Genomic DNA, 23,576 nt, shown 5'->3' on the forward strand with positions numbered 1-23,576 from the left:
ACGCCGTTACGGTCGCCCTGACACTGGCGATGCAGTACGCGCTCGAGGCCTTGAGGCAGTGGCTCAGCAACCGCCGCTCCACTGCGGCAGCGGAATAGCCTTCGCGGTGCCGGGGCGGAGGGTGTCGAGCCCGCTTCGACACACCGGCGGAGCCGACCTCCGCGCGTCCGGGGCAACCGATCAGGTAAGGGCACGAACGCTCCGCCAGCGCAGTAACGCGGCCTCGGTCGCGAGCGGGCCCGGAACGGTCTCCAAGCCCAACGGCTCGGCGGCACTGCTCAGCACCCCCCACACCTTCAAGGCGGCTGAACGGAGTCGCCGTCGATCGAACTTCCCGTCAATGTCCATGGATTGCGACACCCGGATGACATCGGTGAAGACCGACTGGGCCTTCTTGAAGTCGAGCAGCCGCGGAAGATCCTCACGCCACCCCTGTGCACTGCCAGGTCTGATGTCCTCGACGACCTCGCACCAACGCCGGATCATCTGCCGTTCCTGCGCGGGCGGATACCGCATCAGATACAAGTGGGTGGCCAGGTCGTAGAGCGGGTCGCCGAACATCGCCAACTCCCAGTCGATGGCCCAGAGCTTCCCGTCCCGATCGAAGATGAAGTTCTCACGGTGCAGGTCGGCGTGCAGGAGACAGAACGGCCTGTCGTGCAGACCGGCCACCCGCGTCCTCAGCCGGCGAAAGGAGTGTGGTTCGAGGCCGAGAGCGGCGAACAGGTCTTTGTACTCGCTCAGATTCCGTTCATACACCTGGTCCTGCGTGAACGAGATGAGCGTTTCGAGGAAGCCCGCACTGTCACCTTCCGTCGCACGGTCCTCCGGCCGGCAACGGCGCTCCGCGACCAGAGTGGACGATGTGACGGTCACCAACTGGCGGAACAGTCCGAGAATCTGGTCGAACACGAGGGACGGAAGAGCATCTCCGGACGGATGCAGCGCACCCAGCGTCGAGCCCTCCACGAATCGCTGCAGGTTCACACCACTCACCCGGGCGACCTCGGGAATGACGTCGATCCGCCGCTGCAGGTCGTAGAGCAGGCGTTCCTCCGACCCGAAGCAACGCCGGTCGAACCACAACAGCCGCTCGCGCGGCTCCCGGATCTTCCATCGCCCCTGGAGACCGGATCCCTCCTCGGCAGACAGAGGGAAGACATAGGTTTCGTGGTGGTAGCCGCTGAGGGGGCCTTCAACTGCGTCCAGGGCAGCACTCATCGCTGCGACACGGGGCGGAGGTGCAGGTGCTTCGGGTGCCATCGCCCCGTTTCTCTCTCAGACCGGTCGACGGGAGGTGGAGGCACGCTACTCCTCCGATACGCCGTAGCGTGTCAGAACCGTTTCAACTGGCCCCGACGTCATTGTGGGCGAGCACGGGAACGCCCCCGGCTCACGGCCCGTCACGCACGAAGCATGTCAAGTACCGGTTCAAGAGAGCCGACGACCACCTCCGCGCCCGCCTTCCTCAGTTCCTCCCCCTTGTCCTCGTTACGCGCGTAGCCGAGGAACGACACCCCGGCCTCCTTCGCGGCGACGAAGTCCGAGGGGGCGTCGCCGATCATCAGGGCCGCGGCGGGGGCGGCTCCCAGTGCGCTGAGGGCGCGGTTGAGGCAGTAGGGGTCGGGCTTGAGCCGGTTGAGTTCCTTGGTTCGGCCGTAGATGTTGGGCGCGAAGCAACCGATGAGGCCTCGGCTCTCCAGGTAACTGGCCGACGTGCGGGCCGAGTTGTTGGTGGCGATGGCCAGCCGGGCGCCCACCGCGCTCCAGGTTCGTATCAGCGGGTCCGCGAACTCGGTGGGCCAGGCGGAGGGGACTGCCTTGAGTTCCTGCTGGGTGAGGCGTTCCTCGAGTTCGACCACCAGATCGCTGTGCGGATGGCGGCGGTTGACGGCGTACAGGACCGCCATCGGGTCGGGGTGGACGCGTTCCTCCTCGGTCAGCAGTTCGCGCAGCCCCTGCCGCTCCAGCCACTCCACCAGATCCTTCGCCACCGTCTCCGCCGAGTGCCCCGCGAACAACCGACAGATCGGCCCGTCGAAGTCGAAGAGGATGAAGCGGGCGCGCTCGATCACTTCCTGGAGGTTCGCTGTCTCTGCTGCCACCGGACCAGTCTGCTTCGTATCAGGAGTCACTAGGAGAGTGTCAGGTCCGTCGTAATGGTTTCCCAGAGGGCGTCGAACCACTTTTGGGACTGCTCGACGAAGGCGGCGTCGCGTTGGCCTGCCCTTTGCTCGAAGGAGAACAAGAGGGATGTGGAGCCCAGGGCGTCGTACATGTCCAGTGTGCCGCTGTCGCCGGCCTCCTCGCGCCTGGTGATCATGTAGTACGCGATCAGCGCCTCGACGCCGTTGAGCAGGTACAGCTTCACCGGCGGGGTGAACGGGAGTGCCCGGAAGGTCACGTTGACGTCGATGCCGTGGGAGGAGCGCAGCGACCTGAGGTTGTGGCGCAGGACGTGGCCCTGGGCATTGCGCATCTCCAGCCAGCGCTGGTGGACCGGATCCTCGGCCCCCTGCGCGTCCACCGAGACGGGGAAGGCGAGGTTGATGTCACGGGAGGGCAGGAGGATACGGACGCTGATCGACTCCGGGCGGAGCTTGCCCTCGTGGATCAGGCGGACCGGTTCGCCGAGGGCCAGCATCAGGGTCTCGGCGGTGAGGCACGCGGCGTCCACCCGGACATGCGGCACGGCGAACGCCTCGACCAACTGCGGTGCCAACCCGACCATCGTGGGCTGAGGTTCGTCCCGCGCGGGGGTCACGTCCGCGATACGCGGGGGGCTGCCCTTGCTGACGTTGCTGAGCCGGCCCTCGTCCTGAAGTGCCCGCAGGGCCTGGCGGATCGTGCCGCGCTCCACGCCGAACTCCTCGGCGAGCTCCGCCTGAGTGGGCAGGCGGTCGCCGGAGCGCAGGTCACCCACGCGGATGCGGTCCCGCAGGATGTCGGCGATCTCCTGCGGCGAGAGCTTTCTGCTGCCGTTCACTGCCACGTTCTCCTGGGTCACGACCAAACGCTACAACTCCGCTCCATCTTAGGGGAGTTGTTTGAAAGTTGTTTTGAGGTAGGCACCAACTGGGGATATCTTAGTCAGAGTTGGCAACCAACTTAGCGAAGATGGTGGAAGGTTTGCCTCCTCTCGCAAGTAGTTGGCAAATGGGAAGGCTCCGCGCCTCTCCAGCATCGTCCCGCACCACCGCACCACACGCCCCACCCCATCGCACCCCGCCGCATCGCGCTCCACCGCCCCACACCGCCCGGCCCTCGCCCCGCCTCCGCCCCGCCCCCGCACAGCCCGAAAGACCGAAGGAGGATCCACCATGCCCGTCATCGCCTTCCTCTCCGCCGTCTTCGTCGTCACCTTCGAGCAGCTCGTCCAGTGGCGGTACGGTCCCAGCGGCGTCGTCGGGCTGCTGCTGCTCACCATCGGCATCAAGGCCAAGAGCCCGACCTGCAGCTCGATCGGCGCCGTGATCCTCGCCCTCATGGTCTCCGGGCCCGCCCTATGACCCGTACGAACTGCGAGGACGAAGCCCCACCCGAAGATCAGGTACCCATCTGTGGGAGACCTCAGCCCGTGAGCACCAGCTCGGAGCTGATGGTCTCCCACAGTGCGTTGAACCACAGATGGGACTGCTCGACGAACGTCGTGTCCCGCATCCCGTCACCCTGCTCGAAGGGGAACAGCATGGACTGGGTCCCCTCGGCGTCGTACATCTCCAGGTACTCGTGGTCGATCTCCTCGCCGCGCCGCGTCAGCGTGTAGTACGCGAAGAGCGCCTCCGCGCCGTTGAGCAGGTAGAGCTTCACGGGCGGGGTGAACGGCAGGGCGCGGAAGGTGATGTGTACGTCGATGCCGTGCGTGGCCCGTAACGCCAGCAGGTTGTGCTTGAGGACCTGGCCCTGTGCGTTGCGGTGGGCCAGCCAGCGGCGCTGCAGCCGGTCGTCGACCGTGTCGTCCACCAGCGCCGGGAAGGCGAGGTCGATGTCGCTGGACGGCAGGAGCACCCGGACGTCGACCCTGGCCGGTTTTATTCGGCCCTCGTGGATGAGACGCAGCGGCTCACCCATCGCGAGAGTGAGGGAGACCGCCGTCAGACACAGGGCGTCGATCTCCACGTGAGGGGCCGAGAAGGCCGCCGTGATCCGCGACGCGAGCGCCACCATGGTGGGCTGCGGCGGGGCTCCGGGCCCGGTCAGAGCGGGTCCCACGTCCTGGGCGACGGTCGCCGGGCTCCCTTTGGACACGTTGGACAGCAGGTGTTCCGACTGGAGGATGCGCAGCGCCTGGCGCACCGCCCCGCGCTCCACGCCGAACTCGTCGGCCAACTGGGCCTGTGTGGGCATGCGCTGCCCAGGCCGCAGCTCACCGGACCTGATCCGGGTGCGCAGCTCGTCGGCCACCTCGCGGTGTGACCGCTGTGGCTGTTGTGACCTCTTCCGCCCATTGACGGCGACGTGTTCCGGGTCCACAACCAAACACTACAACTTCGCGCCATCTTTGGGCAGTTATTGAGAAGGTGGTTATGAGACGCATCCAAGAGGAGATAACTTCAGTGAAGTTGGTAACCAACTTGAGGAACATGGTCAAGCTTCCCAGGGGTTGGCCACCAGAGTCGGAACTGTCGACCAGGTGGACGGTCCCAACGGGGGTTCGCCTCCCCGTCCCGAAGGAGGGACCGCATGCCGCTCATCGCCATCATCGTCGCCGCCCTCGCCATCGGTTTCGAGCAGCTGATCCAGGTGAAGTTCGGGGCGATGGGCGTCATCGCCTTCGTCGCCCTCGCCGTCGGTATCAAGGCCAAGAACTCAATGATCGGCGGCATCGGGGCCGTGATCCTCGTGATGCTGCTCGCCCAGTCCGGCTGATCGGGCGCCACCGTCCGGCAGTCCGGCCGACCGGGCTCCCTTCCGGAGGGGAGCCGGGAGCCCGGTCGGTCCGCACCATCGCGGATCGTTCTCGAGATCCGCTGCAGAACAACTGAATCGCTGGAAAAGACAACTGAACAGCTACGGATCACAACTGAACAGCCACACGCAACAACGGAGGAGAAGCCGCCGACACGGAACGGAGTACCAGGGACAAGCGAATCAGAAGATGTCCGGGCACCACGGTCGCCTGGACGTGCGCAGCAGGGCGTCGGCCAAGGAGGCGGCGCCCGCTCGTTCTTCCCGCACCCGCCCCAGCGCCGCAAGCCGCACCGCGGACTCGTCCCCGAGCCAGAGAGACCCCAACTCACTCACATCCAGGGTGAGTTCGGCGTCGGCAGTGGTCCGCGCACAGCTCGCGCCCGCCTCCGACGCGTCCAGCCGGTACCGGCCCCCGCTCAGCCCTCCCCGGTCGACGACCTCCAGGACGAGCGTCCCCGTCGCCCCGTACGTACGCGCCTCCAGTGCCGCCACGACATCCAGGACCCGCACCCACAGCAGGTCGGCCTGCGTCAGGATGCGTGCCGCGCGCGGATCCGGCAGCAGATGCGGCAGCAGGTCGTCCGGTGCCCGCCACCCCGTCCTGACCTTCGTGACCCAGTCGACCGAGCACACGTACTGCCACAGGGCGCGCTCCGCCGCCGGCGTGACCGCGATCATGTCCTTGACCTTCGCGGTCTCCAGCGGCTGCTTCACGTCCCCCCAATGGTCGTCCACGGTGTACGTGAGCAGCCCCTCGGCCTCTCCCTCCGCGTTGCGGTACACGGCGTGGAAGGGCTCGGTCCACGATGCCGGGTCGACCACCAGCGCGCCCGTACGGACCTGCCACCACCGCTCGTCGCGGTCGACCACGCCCGGCTGCGCCCGCCTGAGCCGCTCGTGGAGCTCCGGGCCGGTCTTCCGTACGTCGTCGCCGTCCACGAGGTCGATACGGCCGCCGTCGTCCGGGCCCGACCAGCGGGGGTCGAGCCCTGCCCTCGGCACGTCGATCGTCCACTCGGCGGTCGTCGTGGCCACGCCGAACCCGTACCGGCCGTAGATCGGGTACTCCGCGGCGATCAGCGTCGCCACGGTGTCGCCCCGCTCCTTCGCGGCCGCCAGGTCCTTGGCCATCATCCGGGTGAGGATGCCTCGGCGGCGGTGGGTCGAGGTGACGGTCACGTTCGAGATCGCGTCGGCCCGGACGGGGGTGCCGCCCACGGCTGTGACCTCCTGTGGGAACGAGCGGAACGTGCCTACGCATCTGGTGCCGTCGAATGCGCCCAGTGTTCGTTCGGGGATGATGTAGGTGGTGCGGTCCCTGACGTCTGCGTCCGACACGGTCGGGGGGAACTGGAATCCCGTGTTCAGCGCGCGGATCCAGTCCCTGGTCTCGTCCTCGTGGATGGGGCGTATGTCGATGTCCTGGCGGGGGGTCATACCGTCACGCTAGGCACACGTGGTGTGGGGTGTCGCGCCGTTTTTCTCTCCCCCAACCCCACCCCTTCCCGAAACTGGGAGCTCCGCCCCCAGACCCCCGGGTGGGTGGGCTCAGGATCGCGGGTGGGTGCGGGCCCGCCGTGGCTTGTCGCGCAGTTCCCCGCGCCCCTAAAAACACCGGTGGCCGCCGCCGATCTGCCACGTACCGGCCCGTCCTGGGTTGCTCGCGCCGTTCCCCGCGCCCCTGATGGGGCGCTGTCCGGCGTTCCCCTCACCCCCCTCGCTGGGGCCGGATGGTCCGTCGGCCGGAGGGGACGTGGCGGGATGTGCGGCCGCAGCTTACGAGGACAACAGTGGGCGGCCACCGTGCCGCAACTGCGCTTTACGTCACCGGCTGCGGACGCACATTCCGACGCGGCCCCGCACCCAGGCCACGAGCCGAAGCCCCCACTCACCCAGGGGCGCGGGGAACTGCGCGACCAGCCACAACGCACCCGCAGACGTCGAACCCACAGAAGGCGACGTCACATCAGCAAGTCGTCCACCTGCGCCTCGCCCTCGCGATAGCGACGAGCGATCTCCGCACTGCAATCGTCCGCGGTCCGCTGCAACTCCTGCCGCCGCCGAGAAACCTGCTGCTCGTACCGCACGAGCCGCCCCATCGCCGCGTTCAGCTCCAGATCCGTACGCGCCTCCAGATCGGACAGCTCGACCTCGGCGAGCATGTCCGAGGCCAGCCGCCGGAACTCCTCGCTGTGGGGCGTACCCACAGTGACGTGCCGCGCCGACGACCGCTGCCGCGCCGGCGCATCCGTCAGGATCTCCGACAGGCGCTCCACGACGGACGCCTCGGCCGCGATCCGCGCCTCGCGCCCCCGCCGCGGGGCACCCCGCCGCCCCAACTCGGCCCGCAGGATGTCGATCCGCCCCTGCAGCAGCCGCCGCACATAGCTCAGATCGGCCTCGTCCCGCTGCGCGTCCCTCCGCAGGGTGCGCAGTTCGGGCAGCCGCAGGACGCCCAGCCCCGGTTCGGGCTCGGGCGCCGACTCAGGCATGGGCATGGGACTGTCCGTACGCTGGGTGGGCGGCCGCGCCGCGACCGGGCGCGCTGACGACGACGGCGAAGACTGCGGCAGGGACGCCTCCGGCGATGGCGACTGCGATGACGGCGGCTCCCCCCGAATCAGCGATACGACCCCGGGTGACTGCCCCGTACTCGGTGTGCTCATGTGCCTCAACCGTCCCCTCGACCGGCGCGTGTGAGCATCGTGCCACCCCAAGTGGCCGCTATGTGACCGAGTGCCCCCGATCGGCCCCAGATGGGGGGTTAAGGATCAATAAGAAAGCCCCGTACGGACGTCGGTGCGGAGGCCGACACCGTCGTCAATCCGACGCACGGCATGATGGTCCGTATGCGTGCGGTGGTGCAGAGAGTGGACGGCGCGAGTGTCGTCGTCGAGGGTGAGACCGTCGGGGAGATCAACGGCGAGGGCCTGTGCGTCCTGGTCGGGGTGACCCACGAGGACACCAAGGAGAAGGCGGCCCAACTGGCCCGCAAACTCTGGTCGATCCGCATGCTGGCCGACGAGAGGTCGTGCTCGGACATCGACGCCCCGCTGCTCGTCATCAGCCAGTTCACGCTCTACGGGGACGCCCGCAAGGGCCGCCGCCCCACCTGGAACGCGGCCGCCCCCGGCGATGTCGCGGAGCCCCTCGTGGACGAGGTCGTGGCCCAGCTCCGTGCGCTGGGAGCGACGGTGGCGACGGGCCGCTTCGGCGCGCAGATGCGCGTCTCACTGACGAACGACGGCCCGTTCACGGTCCTGCTGGAGATGTAACGGCCAGACTGCCGGAGACACAGCCGCAGCCGCACCCACCGGGCGGGCCCTCCACAGATCCGCCCGGCAGCCCCTGGTGGGCCCTACGGCTCGACCACGACCTCCTGCGCCGCGGCCGTCGTGTCGGCCACCAGTCGCGCGTCCAGCGGTACGTTCCGCTTGACGAGGCCGAGGGCGATCGGCCCGAGCTCGTGATGGCGTACGGCCGTGGTCACGAAACCGATCTTGCGCCCGTCGGGTCCCTCGTCCGCGAGCCGGAGCTCCGCGCCGTGCGGCGGCAGATGGACCTCGCTGCCGTCCAGGTGCAGGAAGACGAGCCGGCGCGGGGGCTTGCCGAGGTTCTGGACGCGGGCGACGGTCTCCTGCCCGCGGTAGCAGCCCTTCTGCAGATGCACCGCGCTGCCGATCCAGCCCAGCTCGTGCGGGATGGTCCGGTGGTCGGTCTCGAAACCGATCCGCGGCTGGTGGTGCTCGACGCGCAGCGCCTCGTACGCGAGCAGCCCGACCGCCGGACCGTGCTGGTCGACGTCGGCGGCGTACGACTCCAGGTCCGTGCGCGGCAGGAACAGATCACGTCCGTACGGCGTCTCGCGGACGACTACGCCCTCGGGGACGTCGGCGATGGAGCCGGCGGGCAGGTGGACGACCGCGAACTCGGCAGTGCGGTCGGTGACTTCGACGCGGTAGAAGAACTTCATCGACTCCAGGTACGCGATCAGCGCGTCCTGGCTGTCGGGCTCCACATGGGCCCAGGTGGTCGTCCCGTCGTCGACGAGATAGAGCGCGTGCTCGATGTGGCCGTGCGCGGAGAGGATCAGCGCCTCGGTGGCGCGGCCCACCGGGAGGTCGCTGACGTGCTGGGTGAGCAGCAGGTGCAGCCAGCTGAGCCGGTCGTCGCCGGTGACGGTGACCACACCGCGGTGCGAGAGGTCCACGAAACCGGTGCCGCCGGCGAAGGCACGCTGTTCTCGGAACAGGTCCCCGTAGTGGGCGGCGACACCTTCGTCCACACCCTCGGCGGGCACGGCACCGGGCAGGGACAGCAGAGGGCTCTTCATATCCACACAGCCTACGACCGAGTAGGGGCGCTTTTTATTTCCGGCGGAGTGCCGCTTCCCACTCGCGGCAGGGAGCCGCTCCGCCGCACCCTCCCCCGCCTACTCCCCCTTCGCGGCCTTCTTCGCCGCGCTCGCCGTGCAGTCCTCGCAGCGGCCGAAGATCGCGAAGTGCTTCATGTCGGTGGAGAAGCCGAACGTCTCGCGGAGCTTGGCCGTGAAGTCGGCGGCGATCTCGACGTCCGCCTCGATGACGTTCGTGCAGTCGCGGCAGACCAGGTGGAGATGGTGGTGCCGGTCCGCGAGGTGGTACGTGGGCGCCCCGTGCCCGAGATGCGCGTGCGAGACGAGCCCGAGCTCCTCCAGGAGCTCCAGGGTCCGGTACACCGTGGAAATGTTGACCCCCGACGCCGTCTTCCTCACCTCGATGAGGATGTCGTCGGGGGTCGCGTGCTCCAGGGTGTCCACGGCTTCGAGCACGAGTTGTCGCTGCGGTGTCAGCCGGTAACCGCGCTGCCGCAGATCGCTCTTCCAGTCAGTGCCTTCGGTGCTGCTTCCAGTGCTCACCACACCGAAAGTCTAGAACTACTTGAAGAAAGCGATCCCGTCGTCCGGCATGTCGTCCGGCAGGGCCTTGGCCCAGCGCTCGACGTCCTCCGGGCTGACGACCTTCTTGAGCTGGGCGGACATGTACGGGCGGAGCGGGACCTCGGGGGTCTGCTTCTCGCCGACCCACATGAGATCGCTCTTCACATAGCCGTACAGACGCTTGCCGCCGCTGTACGGGCCCGAGGCGGCCGTACGGGCTACCGCGTCCGTGACCAGGTCGATCTGGGGCTTCTTGTCGGCCATCTCGCCGTACCAGATCTCGACGACGCCGTCGTCGCGGACCATGACGACCTCGACCTTGCGGTTCTGGTCGATCCGCCAGAAGCCGGACTCGGACTCCAGCGCGCGCACCTTGTTGCCCTCGGAGTCGAGGACCCAGGTGTGCGAGTGGTACTCCAGGAAGTCCCGCCCGTCGTGGGTGAAGCTGACTTCCTGGCCGAAGTTGCACTTCTCGTCGCCGGGGAAGTCGTGGACGCCCGCGCCGGTCCAGTTGCCGAGCAGGAAGGCAAGGGGGACGAGGTCCTTGTGCAGGTCGGACGGGATCTCGATCATGAGGTCGGCAGTTCCTTGATGGGGGTCAGCGCTGGCCCTGGTACAGCTTCTTCACGGCCAGCCCGGTGAAGGCGAGAACGCCGACACAGACCAGGACCAGCAGGGCTTCGAAGAAGTACTCAAGCACGGGGTGCTCCTCGGGGGTGACGCGGTGGTGGGCAGTACAGAGCCGCTCCCCACTCTAGTGGGGGTGGGGAGCGGCTCTCTCTCCGAGGTCCGCCGGTCAGCTCAGGAGCTGGCTCTGCAGGACGACGGTCTGCTGGAAGGGGACCGCCCCGGCGGTGCCCTTGCGGGACTGGACGATCACGGCGACGGTGTCGCCGGCCGAGAGGTAGGCCTGCCGGACCTGCTCGGCACCGTACGGCTCCGTCTCCACGTACGGCGCTCGGGTGACGTGGGCGAACTCCGTCTTCTCCGGGAAATCCTCGTCCCGGTCGAACTCCTCGGCACCGCGGACGGCGTACGTCGGGCTGTCGTAGTGGATCAGTTCGGTCGCGTACAGCTCGTCCGCGGCGGCCGCGGTGTCGAAGCGCAGCAGGTAGATCCGCGTGTGCGTGCCGTCCTGCGTGGTCCAGCCGCGGGCGGCGATGTGCCGCAGCCCGTTGTCGGTCATCACCTGGCCGGCGGCCTTGCGGTCCTCCTTCGACGTGAACTCCGCCAGGAAGCGGTCCGTCGCGAGCCAGCCGCCCTTGCCGCGCAGCGCCTCGTCCGCCTTCGCTCCCTCGGGGGCGGGCAGTACGAGCGCGCGCAGGTCGGCGTGGTGGGTGGCAGCCCCGTTGGCCTCCGCGAAGGGGGCCGGACTGCCGGCGGGCAGGGGCGGCCTGACGATCTCCGGGTAGTCCCAGCGCCCGTCGGACTCGGTCGCGAGACCTGGCAGGTCCGTGCGCTCCTGCCGCGTGATGCCGTACGCCGCAGCCGTGCCGACCGCCGCGAACACCACCGCGACGGCGGTCCACCGCAGCACGGCACGCAGGACCCGGCGGTCTTTCCCCGCCGTGGGCGGCACGAGCGGTGTTCCTTCGGGGACTGCGGGCACTGCGGGGAGCATGTCGGGCGGGGTAGACACGGGTGCCTGCCGCTCCTCGGTCTGCTGGGTCTGCTCGGTCATACCGCCTCCCCCGGATCGGTGATGCGGTCGAGCTGGGTGCGCAGCAGCAACGCGACTCCCTCGGTGTTCAGTGGCCTGATCCCGGACGCGGTGGCGCTGACCAGCACGTCTCCCTCGTACGCGGAGCAGAACATCGCCTCGATCTCCTCGCCCGTGGTCTTCGGCTGCAGAAAGCACTTGGCGTTTTTGTGGCCCTTGACGGCGGGGCCCGCGCGGAAGACGTCCATGGCGTCGAGGAACTCGTTCTGGAACGTCGCGATGTCCCGGACGGCCGCCTTGTTCTCCATCCGGGACAGCACGACGCTCACCGCGAAAGCGGTCTTCGAGTCGGCGTAGGAGTTGCCCGCCGTGCTGATGTAGCTGCGCATCGCCATGCCCTGGACGCGCTGCTTGTCGATCTGTTTCTCCAGCCGCAGTCGCTGGGAGCGGGGCAGGCCGCGCAGCGACTCCTTGCGCAGGGCGACGGCCTCGGCACCGCTGAGGCGGGCGTCGTAGCCGTACTCGTTGAGGTCGGGGCCGCGGCCCCAGTCGTCCTCCCCGTACGGGACGAGCAGACCGGCCAGCCCTGTGGCGGCGGCCGGCTTCCTGTCGTCCGCCTTGTCCGCCGGGATGTCCCAGACCGGCGCGCCCGCGTCCCGGTCGGCGTCGTTCACGGTCACGACGGTGTAGCCGGTGCCTGCGAGGACGGCGGCGACCAGGAGGCCGGCACCGACGAGGGCGGCGATCCGGCCACGGCGTACGGGTACGGGCTTCTTCGCGTCCGGCGCCACGGGCTCGGCCGCCAGTGTGGCGTCCACCGGCTCCACCGGCACCTCGGGCTCGACCGACACCTCGGGCTCGACCGGCCCGGCTTCCCCCGTGGGGACACTGCTCGGGTCGTCGCTCACAGCCGCTCCATCTGCCGCTCGGCCAGGTCCATGATCTTCGCCTTGGCGATCGGCCTGCTGTCGTTCACGAAGATCTGCATGGCGATGTCGCCCCGCCAGGCATGCGCCTCGGCCGTGTACATCGGGAGGTATCCGGCCTTGTTCTCGGGCTGCTTCCGTACGTACGCCATGCCGTCGCCGGTGCCGGGGACGGCCCAGCTGTCCGTGTCGTACTCCGCCTCGCCGTACTGCTCGCCCTCCACCCGTTCACGGGCGGCCAGGCGCTCCTCCTGGCGGTACTGCACGAGCCGGATCACGACCGAATGCGTGCCGCCCGTCTGCCAGGCGGTGACGGCCGCGCGCCGGAACTCGTCGTCGATGAGGGTGCTGTAGGCCGCCGTCGGCTCGGTGTACCCGTCCGCGTACGTGTCGAGACCCACCCACCCGTCGACGCCTTCGGCGGAGGTTATGTCCCGCGCCCCGCCCGGCCGCTTGATCAGGAGTTTGCGCAGGTCACCGTCGGTCCTCACCCTGCGGTCCTGTGCGGCCGACAGGGGCTGGGGCCCGTTGCCCTCGGCCTGCGGAAGCGACGGCTGCGAGAGCGACGGCAGCTCGGTGGGCTCGCGGTCGGCCTGGATCAGGTATCCGGCACAGGTGCCGGCGACCACCCCGAGCACGGCAGCCGTGGCGATCAGGACCGTCGTACGTCCACGTCGGCGCACACGAGCCGCAGCCGCCGGTTCCTCCACCGAACCCACCAAACCTGATGTTTCGGGCACTTCAGGTACTTCCAAGACGTCCCCCACAGAACGCGAAGTGCGGATTCCGTATCCGCGCGCACAGGAGACCCATGGCCAACACGTGGGGTTGCAAGGGAGTTGATTACGATTCGACCATGGCGAAGAAGCTCGTGATCAAGGTGACGGCGGGGGCCGATGCTCCCGAACGCTGCTCGCAGGCGTTCACGGTGGCGGCGGTCGCCGTGGCCAGTGGGGTGGACGTGTCGCTGTGGCTGACGGGCGAGTCCGCGTGGTTCGCGCTGCCGGGCCGGGCCGCCGAGTTCGAGCTGCCGCACGCGGCCCCGCTCCCCGACCTGCTCGACTCGATCCTGGCCGGCGGCCGCCTCACCCTCTGCACACAGTGCGCCGCCCGCCGGGACATCACAGAGAAGGACGTCATCGAGGGCGTACGCATCGCAGGCGCCCAGGTCTTCGTCCAGGAGGCCATGAGCGACGAGACGCAGGCACTCGTCTACTGACCCGGGACCGGGACGGTCACTGCCGGCGTTTCTTGCCGTCCAGTTCGTCCCACCAGTCGTCGGACTTGGGGTCGCCGGACGGGTCGTCCCACCAGCGGTCGTCGGGGCCTCGGCGGTTGGCCGCCATGGCCGCGATCGGGGGAATCACCATGGCCACGACGCACATACCGACCGCCACGGGCACCGACCAGAGCCGCACGACTCCCCAGGCCAGCACGAACAGCCCGATGCACGTCCCCATCATGGCGAAATACACGTGACGCCTTCGCGCGTACATACATCCAGCGTAGGCCTGGGCGAGCCGAAGGGCCGCACCCCTTTACCGGTAAGCGTCCAACCCCCGGGGGTGCGGCCCTTCGGCCGTTTATACGGTGTCTGCCGTCAGGTGGTTCAGACGGGTTCAGACGGTGATGGCCACTTCGGCCAGGCCGCCGGTCTGGGCGACGACCGTGCGGTCGGCCGTGCCGCCGGGAACGAGGGCGCGGACGGTCCAGGTGCCCTCGGCCGCGTAGAAGCGGAACTGTCCGGTCGCCGAGGTCGGGACCTCGGCGGTGAACTCGCCGGTCGAGTCCAGGAGGCGGACATAGCCCACCACCGGCTCGCCGTCCTTGGTCACCTGACCCTGGATGGTGGTCTCACCGGGCTTGATCGTCGAGGCGTCCGGGCCGCCGGCCTTCGCTCCACACATGTTTCGTTTCCGTCCTTCAGGCCTTGTCTTCGAGGATTACTTGTTGGCGCCGAGCTCGATCGGGACGCCGACGAGGGAGCCGTACTCGGTCCACGAGCCGTCGTAGTTCTTGACGTTCTCGACGCCGAGCAGCTCGTGCAGCACGAACCAGGTGAGCGCGGAACGCTCACCGATGCGGCAGTACGCGATGGTGTCCTTGGCGAGGTCGACCTGCTCCTCGGCGTAGAGCTCCTTGAGCTCGTCGTCCGACTTGAAGGTGCCGTCGTCGTTGGCGTTCTTCGACCACGGGATGTTGCGCGCGGACGGGACGTGGCCCGGACGCTGCGACTGCTCCTGCGGCAGGTGGGCCGGCGCGAGCAGCTTGCCGCTGAACTCGTCGGGCGACCGGACGTCGACCAGGTTCTGCGAACCGATGGCCGCCACGACGTCGTCGCGGAAGGCGCGGATCGCGGTGTTCTGGGCCTTCGCCTTGTAGTCGGTCGTGGCGCGGGTGGGCACCTCGGCGACCAGGTCGCGGGAGTCGAGCTCCCACTTCTTGCGGCCGCCGTCGAGAAGCTTCACGTTCTCGTGGCCGTACAGCTTGAAGTACCAGTAGGCGTAGGACGCGAACCAGTTGTTGTTGCCGCCGTAGAGGACGACCAGGGTGTCGTTGCCGATGCCCTTCTCCGACAGGAGCTTCTCGAAGCCGGCCTGGTCGACGAAGTCACGGCGGACCGGGTCCTGGAGGTCCTTGGTCCAGTCGATCCGGATCGCGTTGCGGATGTGGTTCTTCTCGTACGCGGACGTGTCCTCGTCGACCTCGACGATGGCCACGCTGGGGTCGTCCAGGTGGTCCTGGACCCAGTCGGCGTCTACCAGGACGTCGCTGCGGCTCATGCTCGTTCTCCTCCGGGGCAGTTGCGGCGGGGCGTTGCGTCAGAAATGGGGTGCGATACGCGCTCGACGATCGGCTGCGATGGCGTACGCGGCGCAGGGGTGGCCCCGACGAGAGAGGTCGAAGGGCCCGGCTCGCGGAAGTACGGCGCTTCCGCTCAGAAAGTGCGACAGAGCATGGCGGCGACGCGGCACAGGTCTACTGCCCGCCGCTTCGTGAGATCCGCCTGTCGCTTCATGACGTCGATCGTAGGGACGGACAGGCGGGCATGTCACCGGTGTGTCGTATTCTGAGACGCGATCGTCCGCGATGTGGGATGAGGAGGGTGTCCGGCCCGTTTTCTCCCGGCCCCGGAGGCGCTGCAGCCGTCGTCACATCTCTCGCACATCTGCTGTGCGGACGGGGGTGTCTCGCCTTTCGGACGGACCCGGACGGTCACTCGATCGGGGCCAGGGTTCGTCCTGGCCGGTGGCCGGATGCCCTGACTCCCTACCCGACCAGGCTGACGTCCGAACCCTTCACCTTGATGTCGACGCCCTTCGGGGCCGCCTCGACCTTGTCGAGCTTGATGCCGCCGGGCAGGCCGTCGATCTGCTGCCGGAAGTCGGTGATCAGGCGGACCTTGTCCTCGGCGAGCTGGACGCCCAGGTTGGGGAGGGAGTCGGCCTGCACCTCGACGGTGTCGCCCTTGACGCTGACCGAGCTGAGCACGGAGACCGGGCGGGGGAGCTTGGTGCCGAGCACCGTGGCCTCGACCTCGACCTTGATCTTGCCGTTGCCGCCGTCGGAGAGGCCCACGACCTTGGCGGTGACTCCACTCGCGACGTCCACGGGTTCGGCCTTCGCCGCCTTGAGGAGTTCGTCGTACGTGATCGTCGCCGTGCCGGTCGCCGTGGCGGCCTTCGCGGAGCTGTAGTCGCCGGAGAACGCGACGCCTCGCATCTGGGCGGTGAGGTCGTCGATACGGATCTTGTCCGGGGCGGTGCCGCTGGAGGCGCCCGTGCCGCCGGTGGCGCCGCTCGTGTCGGCCTCGTAGTTCTTGATGCCGACCTCCACCTCGTCCAGTTCGCCGCCGACGACCTGAGTGAGGAAGGGGAAGCCCTTGATCGAGACGCTGGGGGTGGTGGCCAGGCCCTCGTTGGTCTTCAGCCTGTCCGCGGCCTCGTCCTCGGCGAAGCCGACGGCCACGCGGTCGGCGATGATGAAGAGGCCGCCGAGGATGACGGTCACGATCAGAAGTATTCGTAGTGCTCGCATGGTTTTCGTGTTCCCCCACCTTGGCGGTCTCCTGGCGCGAGGGTAACCCTGCCGGGGCCTCCGGCCGGGGGGACGGGGGGAGTTGTCGATCAGCTGTGACAGGGGTGACCGCGGGACCAGCCCTTTTCCTCGCCCCCGCCGCCCCTACCCATTCCCGTCCCTTACTCAGGGGCTCCGCCCCCGAACCCCCGTATCGGCCTGAACGGCCTCGTCCTCAAACGCCGGACGGGCTGGTAGTCAGCCCCTCCGGCGTTTGAGGAGCGGGGGTTCGGGGGCTGGCCCCCGAAAGGGACGGGAATGGGTAGGGGCGGCGGGGGCGAGGAAGGGCGGTCTCGTCAGGCCAGCGCGCGGCCCAGTACGTAGATTGCCGGGGCCGCTGCTGCCAAGGGGAGGGCGACCCCCGCGGTGAAGTGGACGAAGCGGGACGGGTAGTCGTAGCTGGCTACTCGGTGGCCGATCAGGGCGCAGGCGGCGGCACCCGCGCCGAGGAGTGCGCCGGACGGCACACCGAGGTCGGTCGGACCGCCCGCCACAGCCCCCGCGGCCGCGCCCGCCACCAACGCCACAACCACCGAGACGACCGTCGGCAGAGGCAGCGCGCGGGCCAGCACCGCCGCCCCGACCGCCACCGCCCCCACCGTCACCGCGTCCGGCTCCGCCGCCAGATGCCCCGTCGCCACGATCGCCAGCGCCGCCGAGACGACCGTGGCCATCAGCCCGGACATCCGCTCGTCCGCCGACGCACGGCTGCGGAGCTGGAGGACCAGGGTCAGCAGCACCCAGACGCCCAGCGTGCCGAGGATCGCGGCGGGAGCGTTCTCCCGCCCGGCCGCGAGCAGCGCCACGTCCGAGGTGAGCGCGCCCGCGAAGGCGAGCACGATGCCCTGCCTGGCAGGCCACATCCCGTTCAGCCGGAACCAGCCCGCCGCGGTCACCGCCTGGAGGATCACCAGCGGTACGACCAGTGCGTACTCCCCGATTGCCGCCGCCCCTGCCATCAGCAGCCCGAGGACCGCCGTCAGCGCGGCCGGCTGCAGGCCGGGCTCGATGATCGGCGAACGCCCCTCCGCACGGGCCCGCTGGGCGGCGGTGAGGCGGGTGTTTCCGGTGACGGTGGCCGGCCCGTACTCCGGCGCGGAGGCAGGAGAGGGAGCCTGTGCGCCTGGCACGGGCGCGTGCGCCTGGTTTCCGTAGCCGTGAGCGTCCTGGCCGCCCAGACCGTCCTGATGGCCCTGATGCCCCTGTGGTCCCTGCGCGCCCTGGTAGCCCTGCGGCTGGGCCGCCTGGCCCTGCTGGTTCCAACCCGTCTCCGCAGGCATCGGCTGCCCCACCACCCCGTACTGACCGCCCTGAGCCCCTTGAGCGGCTTGAGCGCCGTACTGAGCCGCGTACTGCTGCTCCCCCGGACCGTGCGGAGCCTGCTGCGGCAAGTACGCCGTGTCCGCGGCCGGGGCAGGCGCAGGTGCCGTCGGTGTGAGCGGTGGCTGGACCTGGGTCTCCCAGGTCTGGCCCTCCCACTGCTGGGTGTACTGCTGCTGGTCGGGCTCGGCGTCGGCCTCGTACTGCTGCTGATGGCCCGGCCACCCGGCCGGCGGCTGCTGGTAGGGGTCGTAGCCCTCGTACGGCTGGTTGCTCATCGTCCCGTCACCCTCCTGCGAACGGCGGGAGCACTTCGACCGTGCCGCCCTCGGCCAGCCGTACCGTCTCATGTCCTCGGGTGCCCACGGGGTCACCGTCGATGAGGAACGAGCATCGCCGCAGGACGCGGACGAGTTCGCCGGGGTGTCGCTCGCGTGCCGCGTCGAGCGCGTCCGCGAGGGTCTCCGCCTCGTACGGCTCCTCGGCGACGCCCGCTGCGGCCTTGGCGGCGGCCCAGTAACGCACCGTGCCCTTTGCCATCTGAATCCTGATTCCTGATTCCTCGGTCGACGGGTCGACCGTCGGTCGGGTGAATGGGTGACAAGCTGACAAGCACCGCCCAGGCTAGCCCGCGGGCGCTGCCGCCCCGGCCGCCCACTGCCCGATGCGGGCCAGCAGCGCGTCGTCCGCCGCGTTCTCCGCGTGGCCCATTCCCGGCTCCAGCCACAGTTCGGCGTGGCCGTCGGAGGCGTCGGCCAGCATCCGGGGGTGGTCCACCGGGAAGTAGCCGTCCTGCTCGCCGTGGACGATCAGCAACGGCGTGGGCGTGATCAGCGGGACCGACTCCACCGGGGAGGAGGGGACGGGGTCCCACTCGCGGTGGTGGATGCGGGTGCGCAGGCCGTAGCGGCCGACGGCACGGCCCATCGGGCGGGTTACCAGCCAGTGCAGGCGGCGCATAGGGGCCGTGCCCCGGTAGTACCAGCGAGCGGGTGCGCTCACCGAAACCACGGCGTCCGTATGCGCTCCCGTGCGCCCCTCGTGCTCCTCGCCGCCGGCCGAGTTGATCGCCGCGTGCCGCAGGACGACCGATCCGCCCATCGAGAACCCGACCGTGGCCACCCGGGTGTGACCGAGTTCTCGTGCCCACTCCACCGCCGCCGCCAGATCTAGCACCTCGCGGTCGCCGACCGTCGAACTCCCGCCGGAGGCGCCGTGGCCCCGGAAGGAGAACGTGACGACCGCCCCGTACTGCGTGAAAGCGGTGGCCGCCCGCCGTACGTGCAGCCGCTCCAGGTCGCCCGTGAAGCCGTGCGCGACGACGATGGCGAGGTCGCCGGGGGCGTCGCCGAGGACATCGTCCGCGGTGTCGGACGTACCCCTTCCGGGGTCGTACGCGGCATCGATCGTGACCCCGTCGACCGTGCGGAGAAATCTCCGCAGAGGTGGCCGCAGGGTTGTCTCAAGGCGTGGACGAATCAAAGATCGCGTCACATGACCTGCCGGACCTAGGTTCATGTGGGCTATTCTGCTGGGCAGAGGACTCGGGCAGCGAAGCCCCCGGGTCCTTTTGCGCTTTCTGGAGCGTTGTATACGAACGCTGTATACGACTCTCCGGAGAAATGTCGCGACACAAAGTGCGACGTGGGAGCGCAATTGCGGCGCCCAGGGGCGCGGGAGCCGCGAGCAGTACGAAGCAGTGCCGCAAACGTCCTCGCAGGGACCGAGGAGGAACCAGACGTTATGGGCAAGCAAACCGTGCAAGACCGTGTGACGACCCAGGCAGGTGGGGCGCGATGAGTTCTCTGCTGCTCCTTACCAATGCTCTCCAGCCGTCGACGGAGGTGCTTCCCGCTCTCGGTCTGCTGCTGCACAACGTGCGCGTGGCTCCGGCGGAGGGCCCCGCTCTCGTCGACACCCCTGGTGCCGACGTCATCCTGATCGACGGGCGGCGCGACCTTCCTCAGGTCCGCAGCCTCTGTCAGCTGCTGCGGTCCACCGGACCCGGCTGCCCTCTCATCCTCGTCGTCACGGAGGGCGGTCTCGCGGCCGTCACCGCCGACTGGGGCATCGACGACGTCCTGCTCGACACCGCGGGTCCTGCGGAGGTCGAGGCACGGCTGCGGCTGGCCATGGGCCGCCAGCAGATCGTCAACGACGACTCCCCCATGGAGATCCGCAACGGCGACCTGTCGGTCGACGAGGCGACGTACTCGGCCAAGCTCAAGGGCCGGGTCCTCGACCTCACCTTCAAGGAGTTCGAGCTCCTGAAGTACCTGGCGCAGCACCCCGGCCGCGTCTTCACCCGCGCCCAGCTCCTCCAGGAGGTCTGGGGCTACGACTACTTCGGTGGCACGCGGACCGTCGACGTCCACGTACGACGGCTGCGGGCGAAGCTCGGGCCCGAGCACGAGTCGCTGATCGGAACCGTCCGCAACGTCGGCTACCGCTTCGTCACGCCGGAGAAGGCGGACCGTGCAACGGACGAGGCGAAGGCCAAGGCGGCCCGGCCGAAGCCGGAGGATGCGGACGAGTCGGCACACCTCGACGCCACCGGGACTGCCGAGGTCACGGTGGAAGCACAGGAACCCGTACGACCTGCACAGAGGTAGGTCCATCCGCGTAGACTCCGCGCCGTGGCCAAGGTGACTCGGGATGACGTAGCACGACTGGCAGGGACGTCGACTGCCGTCGTCAGTTACGTCATCAACAACGGACCCCGGCCGGTTGCCCCGGCCACGCGCGAGCGTGTCCTCGCCGCGATCAAGGAACTGGGGTACCGGCCCGACCGAGTCGCCCAGGCGATGGCATCGCGGCGCACGGACCTGATAGGCCTGATCGTCCCGGATGCGCGCCAGCCCTTCTTCGGGGAGATGGCGCACGCGGTCGAACAGGCCGCGTCCGAGCGCGGGAAAATGGTGCTCGTCGGCAATTCCGACTATGTCGGCGAGCGCGAGGTCCACTATCTGCGGGCCTTTCTCGGTATGCGGGTCTCGGGGCTCATCCTCGTCAGCCACGCGCTGAACGATCTGGCCGCCGCGGAGATCGAGGCGTGGGACGCCCGGGTGGTGCTGCTGCACGAGCGGCCCGAGGCCATCGACGACGTCGCCGTCGTCACGGACGACATAGGCGGCGCCCAGCTCGCCACCCGTCATCTTCTCGAGCACGGGTACGAGTACGTCGCCTGTCTGGGCGGTGTCGCGGAGACCCCCACCGTCGGTGACCCCGTCTCCGACCACGTGGAGGGCTGGCGGCGTGCGATGCACGAGGCCGGGCGGTCGACGGAGGGTCGCCTCTTCGAGGCGCTCTACAACCGGTACGACGCCTACAAGGTCGGGCTTGAGCTGCTGGCCGGGCCTGATCGGCCGCCGGCGATCTTCTGTTCCACGGACGACCAGGCGGTCGGGCTGTTGCGGGCCGCGCGCGAGCTTCGGATAGATGTGCCGGGGGAGTTGGCTGTCGCCGGGTTCGACGACATCAAGGAAGCGGCGTTGACTGATCCGCCGCTCACCACGATCGCGAGCGATCGGTCTGCGATGGCTCGGGCTGCGGTGGATCTTGTGCTTGATGATGGGTTGCGGGTTGCCGGTGCTCGGCGGGAGCGGTTGAAGTTGTTTCCGTCTCAGTTGGTTGTGCGGCGGTCTTGTGGGTGCGGGTAGCTCCGCTGGGTGGGTTGTTGGTCGGGTGCGGGTGCATCGTGGCTTGTCGCGCAGTTCCCCGCGCCCCTAGAAGCCAGAAGACTGCGCCGTTCCCCGCGCCTCCAAAAGCCAGAAGACTGCGCCGTTCCCCGCGCCCCTGACAAGTCGGCCCCCGCCAAGTGGCGGGGGCCGATGTCTGTTCAGGGGTTTCTAGAACAGCAAGTTGTACTGGTTGAAGCCCGTTCCCAGGCTTGTGCGTGCCGCGAAGAGGTCGCTGGACGCCTTGTTCGTGCCGCGGTAGAGCCAGAGGGTGCCGCCGGAGTCGCGGGTCATGATGTCGGCCACGCCGTCGCCCGTCACGTCGCCGTTGGAGACGTACGAGGTGAAGTTCCAGCCGGTGCGGGCCTTGATGCGGGCCGACCAGGGGGTCTTCTCCTTGCCGGTGCCGCGGTAGAGCCAGAGGGTGCCGTCCGTGGAGCGGACTAGGAGGTCGGGCTTGCCGTCGCCGGAGAGGTCGCCGTGGCCGAAGATCTTCACGTTCTTCCAGGAGCCGCTGACGACCTTGACCTTGCCGTAGAACTCTCCGTTGCCGCGTCCCGGGTAGAGGTAGACCGAGCCGTCGGCGTCGACCGCGAGCAGGTCCGGGCGGGCGTCGCCCGTCATGTCGCCGGGGATCGCGTACGACTTGTAGCCGCCCCAGACCGAACTGATCTGCATCCAGGTCCAGTCACCGGCGGCGTGGTCCATGTAGCTGCGGTACAGCTTGCCGTCGGTCTTGTCGCGGACGATCAGATCCTGGTAGAAGTCCCGGTCCAGGTCGGCCTGGAGGACCCAGGTGGCGGTCTGCCAGCCGTTGCCCTGGTAGGCGCGCTGCGCGAGCGAGGTGCCCTTGCTGTCCTGCTGGAAGAGGCCGCCCGAGGGCGTGCGGGCCAGCAGGTCGGCGCGGCCGTCGTACGTCAGGTCGGTGTCGTCGACGCGCGGCTGGGCCGCCCAGGCGTACGAGCTGACCTTGGTGAAGACCGGGTAGGCGCCCTTGCCTGTGCAGCCCGCGACGCCCCAGGAGACGATGCCGACGATCTTGTTGGCGACGACCAGGGGGCCGCCCGAGTCGCCGTTGCAGGGGCTGTTGGTGCCCTCGTCGGCGCCGGTCGCGGGGGTGCCCGCGCAGGTCATCGAGCCCTCGATGAACTCGTCGCTGCCGAGGACCGCCTGCATGGCGCTGTTGCAGGTCGAGTCGGCGACCAGCGGCAGGCTCGCCTTCTTCAGCTTCGTGGAGAGGGTGGCGTCCTCGGCGCCGGAGGTCAGGCCCCAGCCATAGACGGTGGCGGCGGTGCCGGCCTTGTAGAGCGCGCTGTCGTCGGACGCGGCCAGGCGCAGCCACTGCTGTTCCAGCGGGCGGTCCAGGGTGAGCACCGCGATGTCGTTCTGGGCGGTGGCCTCGTTGTAGCGGGGGTGGGTCCACTGGCGGTAGACGCCCGCGGGGGTGCCGGTGGCGTAGTCGTCGAGGTCGGTGGTGCCGGCCAGGACGGCGCCGTTGCTCACCCAGTCGAGGCCCGCGACGCAGTGGGCGGCCGTGAGGACCTTGTTGGGCGCGACGAGGGTGCCGCCGCAGAAGTAGCCGTCGCCGGTGGCCGGGTCGGAGTAGCCGAGCTGGACCATCCACGGGGCACTGGCGATGGTGGTCTCACCACCGCCGATGATGAACGGTGACTTGCTGGGCGAGGCGTCCTCGGGCGTCTCGCCGGTCGCCTTCGCCGCCGCGACGATCCGGTCGCGCAGCTCCTTGGCGGAGGCGGCCGGCTTCGCGGGCTGCGAGAGGTTCGCGTCGGGCAGACCCGCGGTGGGGTCGTCCGCCGCTGTCGCGGGCTGCGCCGCGAGGACGCCGGCGCAACTCAGCGCCAGCGCGAGAGCGGCCGCCGGGAACGCCGTGGCGGGGCGTCTCCAACGGTCGCGCAGGGCACGTATCACTCAGGGCTCCTGAGGTGGTGGTGTGTCGTGAACCCACCAAGATTGCGCCCCTGGTTTCCCGTTGCACACGTTCTTCACAGTGGTCCGACAAGTATTCGTCCGCCGCTTCCCGCACATCACCGTGCCGCAACCCCCTGTTTCACCGATTTCAGCGGCCT

General features: G+C 69.0%; 27 protein-coding genes. 6 read left to right on the top strand and 21 right to left on the bottom strand.

Annotated elements, in window-relative coordinates; all coding sequences use genetic code 11:
- Window positions 1–180 precede the first annotated feature (180 nt).
- From JEQ17_RS21550 to JEQ17_RS21560, 3 genes are all read right to left on the bottom strand, one after another.
- Window positions 181–1,221, bottom strand: a complete 1,041-nt coding sequence (locus JEQ17_RS21550) for a phosphotransferase family protein (RefSeq protein ID WP_200396753.1) — start codon at window positions 1,219–1,221, stop codon at window positions 181–183.
- Window positions 1,222–1,403: 182 nt separating this feature from the next.
- Window positions 1,404–2,135: an HAD family hydrolase gene (locus JEQ17_RS21555; RefSeq protein WP_407700074.1), complete on the bottom strand. Its 732-nt coding sequence runs from the start codon at window positions 2,133–2,135 to the stop codon at window positions 1,404–1,406.
- Entirely contained in the window at window positions 2,135–3,013 is an 879-nt protein-coding gene (locus tag JEQ17_RS21560; protein ID WP_200396755.1) for a GntR family transcriptional regulator, read from the bottom strand. Before JEQ17_RS21560 ends, JEQ17_RS21555 begins: the two co-directional genes overlap by 1 nt.
- Before the next feature lie 307 nt (window positions 3,014–3,320).
- Here JEQ17_RS21560 and JEQ17_RS21565 point away from each other — a divergent pair, with 307 nt between their 5' ends.
- On the top strand, window positions 3,321–3,509 hold the full coding sequence (locus tag JEQ17_RS21565) for a hypothetical protein (RefSeq protein WP_200396756.1): 189 nt from the start codon (window positions 3,321–3,323) through the stop codon (window positions 3,507–3,509).
- Window positions 3,510–3,570: 61 nt separating this feature from the next.
- Here JEQ17_RS21565 and JEQ17_RS21570 read toward each other — a convergent pair whose 3' ends face one another.
- Window positions 3,571–4,479, bottom strand: coding sequence for a winged helix-turn-helix domain-containing protein (locus JEQ17_RS21570; protein WP_200396757.1), 909 nt, complete (start codon window positions 4,477–4,479; stop codon window positions 3,571–3,573).
- A gap of 204 nt (window positions 4,480–4,683) precedes the next feature.
- Between JEQ17_RS21570 and JEQ17_RS21575 the strand changes: the two genes are divergently transcribed.
- Complete coding sequence (locus tag JEQ17_RS21575) at window positions 4,684–4,869, top strand: hypothetical protein (protein WP_189836753.1); 186 nt, start codon at window positions 4,684–4,686, stop codon at window positions 4,867–4,869.
- A gap of 222 nt (window positions 4,870–5,091) precedes the next feature.
- Here JEQ17_RS21575 and JEQ17_RS21580 read toward each other — a convergent pair whose 3' ends face one another.
- Both JEQ17_RS21580 and JEQ17_RS21585 read right to left on the bottom strand, forming a co-directional pair.
- The gene (locus tag JEQ17_RS21580; RefSeq protein ID WP_200396758.1) at window positions 5,092–6,348 is read right to left on the bottom strand and encodes a GNAT family N-acetyltransferase; all 1,257 of its coding nucleotides are present in this window, start codon (window positions 6,346–6,348) and stop codon (window positions 5,092–5,094) included.
- 524 nt (window positions 6,349–6,872) lie between these two features.
- Window positions 6,873–7,577, bottom strand: coding sequence for an RsiG family protein (locus tag JEQ17_RS21585; RefSeq protein ID WP_200396759.1), 705 nt, complete (start codon window positions 7,575–7,577; stop codon window positions 6,873–6,875).
- 183 nt (window positions 7,578–7,760) lie between these two features.
- Here JEQ17_RS21585 and dtd point away from each other — a divergent pair, with 183 nt between their 5' ends.
- The gene (dtd, locus tag JEQ17_RS21590) at window positions 7,761–8,186 is read left to right on the top strand and encodes a D-aminoacyl-tRNA deacylase (protein WP_200396760.1); all 426 of its coding nucleotides are present in this window, start codon (window positions 7,761–7,763) and stop codon (window positions 8,184–8,186) included.
- Between the two features lie 83 nt (window positions 8,187–8,269).
- Here the strand turns inward: dtd and ygfZ are convergent, their stop codons facing one another.
- From ygfZ to JEQ17_RS21620, 6 genes are all read right to left on the bottom strand, one after another.
- A complete protein-coding gene (ygfZ, locus tag JEQ17_RS21595; protein WP_200396761.1) occupies window positions 8,270–9,244 on the bottom strand; it encodes a CAF17-like 4Fe-4S cluster assembly/insertion protein YgfZ in 975 nt (324 codons plus the stop codon).
- Between the two features lie 99 nt (window positions 9,245–9,343).
- Entirely contained in the window at window positions 9,344–9,811 is a 468-nt protein-coding gene (locus JEQ17_RS21600; protein WP_234048309.1) for a Fur family transcriptional regulator, read from the bottom strand.
- A gap of 15 nt (window positions 9,812–9,826) precedes the next feature.
- Window positions 9,827–10,402: an FABP family protein gene (locus JEQ17_RS21605; protein ID WP_143639500.1), complete on the bottom strand. Its 576-nt coding sequence runs from the start codon at window positions 10,400–10,402 to the stop codon at window positions 9,827–9,829.
- 223 nt (window positions 10,403–10,625) lie between these two features.
- Entirely contained in the window at window positions 10,626–11,510 is an 885-nt protein-coding gene (locus JEQ17_RS21610; RefSeq protein WP_200396762.1) for a hypothetical protein, read from the bottom strand.
- Complete coding sequence (locus JEQ17_RS21615) at window positions 11,507–12,397, bottom strand: hypothetical protein (RefSeq protein ID WP_234048310.1); 891 nt, start codon at window positions 12,395–12,397, stop codon at window positions 11,507–11,509. The genes JEQ17_RS21610 and JEQ17_RS21615 overlap by 4 nt, the downstream gene beginning before the upstream one ends.
- Window positions 12,394–13,134, bottom strand: coding sequence for a hypothetical protein (locus tag JEQ17_RS21620; protein WP_234048311.1), 741 nt, complete (start codon window positions 13,132–13,134; stop codon window positions 12,394–12,396). Before JEQ17_RS21620 ends, JEQ17_RS21615 begins: the two co-directional genes overlap by 4 nt.
- 137 nt (window positions 13,135–13,271) lie before the next feature.
- On the opposite strand from JEQ17_RS21620, the gene JEQ17_RS21625 reads away from it, so the two are divergent.
- Window positions 13,272–13,634, top strand: a complete 363-nt coding sequence (locus tag JEQ17_RS21625; RefSeq protein WP_200396763.1) for a DsrE family protein — start codon at window positions 13,272–13,274, stop codon at window positions 13,632–13,634.
- Between the two features lie 16 nt (window positions 13,635–13,650).
- Here JEQ17_RS21625 and JEQ17_RS21630 read toward each other — a convergent pair whose 3' ends face one another.
- The 8 genes from JEQ17_RS21630 to JEQ17_RS21660 all read right to left on the bottom strand — a co-directional run bounded on the left by JEQ17_RS21630 (window position 13,651) and on the right by JEQ17_RS21660 (window position 19,330).
- A complete protein-coding gene (locus tag JEQ17_RS21630) occupies window positions 13,651–13,911 on the bottom strand; it encodes a DUF3099 domain-containing protein (protein ID WP_200396764.1) in 261 nt (86 codons plus the stop codon).
- Window positions 13,912–14,034: 123 nt separating this feature from the next.
- A complete protein-coding gene (locus tag JEQ17_RS21635; protein ID WP_055617549.1) occupies window positions 14,035–14,322 on the bottom strand; it encodes a DUF1416 domain-containing protein in 288 nt (95 codons plus the stop codon).
- Window positions 14,323–14,358: 36 nt separating this feature from the next.
- Window positions 14,359–15,198, bottom strand: coding sequence for a sulfurtransferase (locus JEQ17_RS21640; protein WP_055617550.1), 840 nt, complete (start codon window positions 15,196–15,198; stop codon window positions 14,359–14,361).
- Between the two features lie 155 nt (window positions 15,199–15,353).
- A complete protein-coding gene (locus JEQ17_RS50880) occupies window positions 15,354–15,434 on the bottom strand; it encodes a putative leader peptide (RefSeq protein ID WP_350310325.1) in 81 nt (26 codons plus the stop codon).
- A 251-nt stretch (window positions 15,435–15,685) separates the two neighbouring features.
- Window positions 15,686–16,453 carry an LmeA family phospholipid-binding protein gene (locus JEQ17_RS21645; RefSeq protein WP_200396765.1) on the bottom strand — a complete coding sequence of 256 codons (768 nt, stop codon included), beginning with the start codon at window positions 16,451–16,453 and terminating at the stop codon, window positions 15,686–15,688.
- 335 nt (window positions 16,454–16,788) lie between these two features.
- Window positions 16,789–18,090: a hypothetical protein gene (locus tag JEQ17_RS21650; RefSeq protein ID WP_200396766.1), complete on the bottom strand. Its 1,302-nt coding sequence runs from the start codon at window positions 18,088–18,090 to the stop codon at window positions 16,789–16,791.
- Between the two features lie 7 nt (window positions 18,091–18,097).
- On the bottom strand, window positions 18,098–18,352 hold the full coding sequence (locus JEQ17_RS21655) for a MoaD/ThiS family protein (protein WP_143639489.1): 255 nt from the start codon (window positions 18,350–18,352) through the stop codon (window positions 18,098–18,100).
- A gap of 84 nt (window positions 18,353–18,436) precedes the next feature.
- Window positions 18,437–19,330 carry an alpha/beta hydrolase gene (locus JEQ17_RS21660; RefSeq protein ID WP_200396767.1) on the bottom strand — a complete coding sequence of 298 codons (894 nt, stop codon included), beginning with the start codon at window positions 19,328–19,330 and terminating at the stop codon, window positions 18,437–18,439.
- 278 nt (window positions 19,331–19,608) lie between these two features.
- On the opposite strand from JEQ17_RS21660, the gene JEQ17_RS21665 reads away from it, so the two are divergent.
- Together JEQ17_RS21665 and JEQ17_RS21670 are read left to right on the top strand one after the other, a co-directional pair.
- Window positions 19,609–20,424, top strand: coding sequence for a response regulator transcription factor (locus tag JEQ17_RS21665; RefSeq protein WP_200396768.1), 816 nt, complete (start codon window positions 19,609–19,611; stop codon window positions 20,422–20,424).
- 24 nt (window positions 20,425–20,448) lie between these two features.
- Entirely contained in the window at window positions 20,449–21,471 is a 1,023-nt protein-coding gene (locus tag JEQ17_RS21670; RefSeq protein WP_200396769.1) for a LacI family DNA-binding transcriptional regulator, read from the top strand.
- 189 nt (window positions 21,472–21,660) lie between these two features.
- Here the strand turns inward: JEQ17_RS21670 and JEQ17_RS21675 are convergent, their stop codons facing one another.
- Window positions 21,661–23,418: a trypsin-like serine protease gene (locus JEQ17_RS21675; RefSeq protein WP_200396770.1), complete on the bottom strand. Its 1,758-nt coding sequence runs from the start codon at window positions 23,416–23,418 to the stop codon at window positions 21,661–21,663.
- Window positions 23,419–23,576: the final 158 nt, after the last annotated feature.

Origin of the sequence: Streptomyces liliifuscus, assembly GCF_016598615.1 — a bacterium.
GTDB lineage: Bacteria > Actinomycetota > Actinomycetes > Streptomycetales > Streptomycetaceae > Streptomyces > Streptomyces liliifuscus.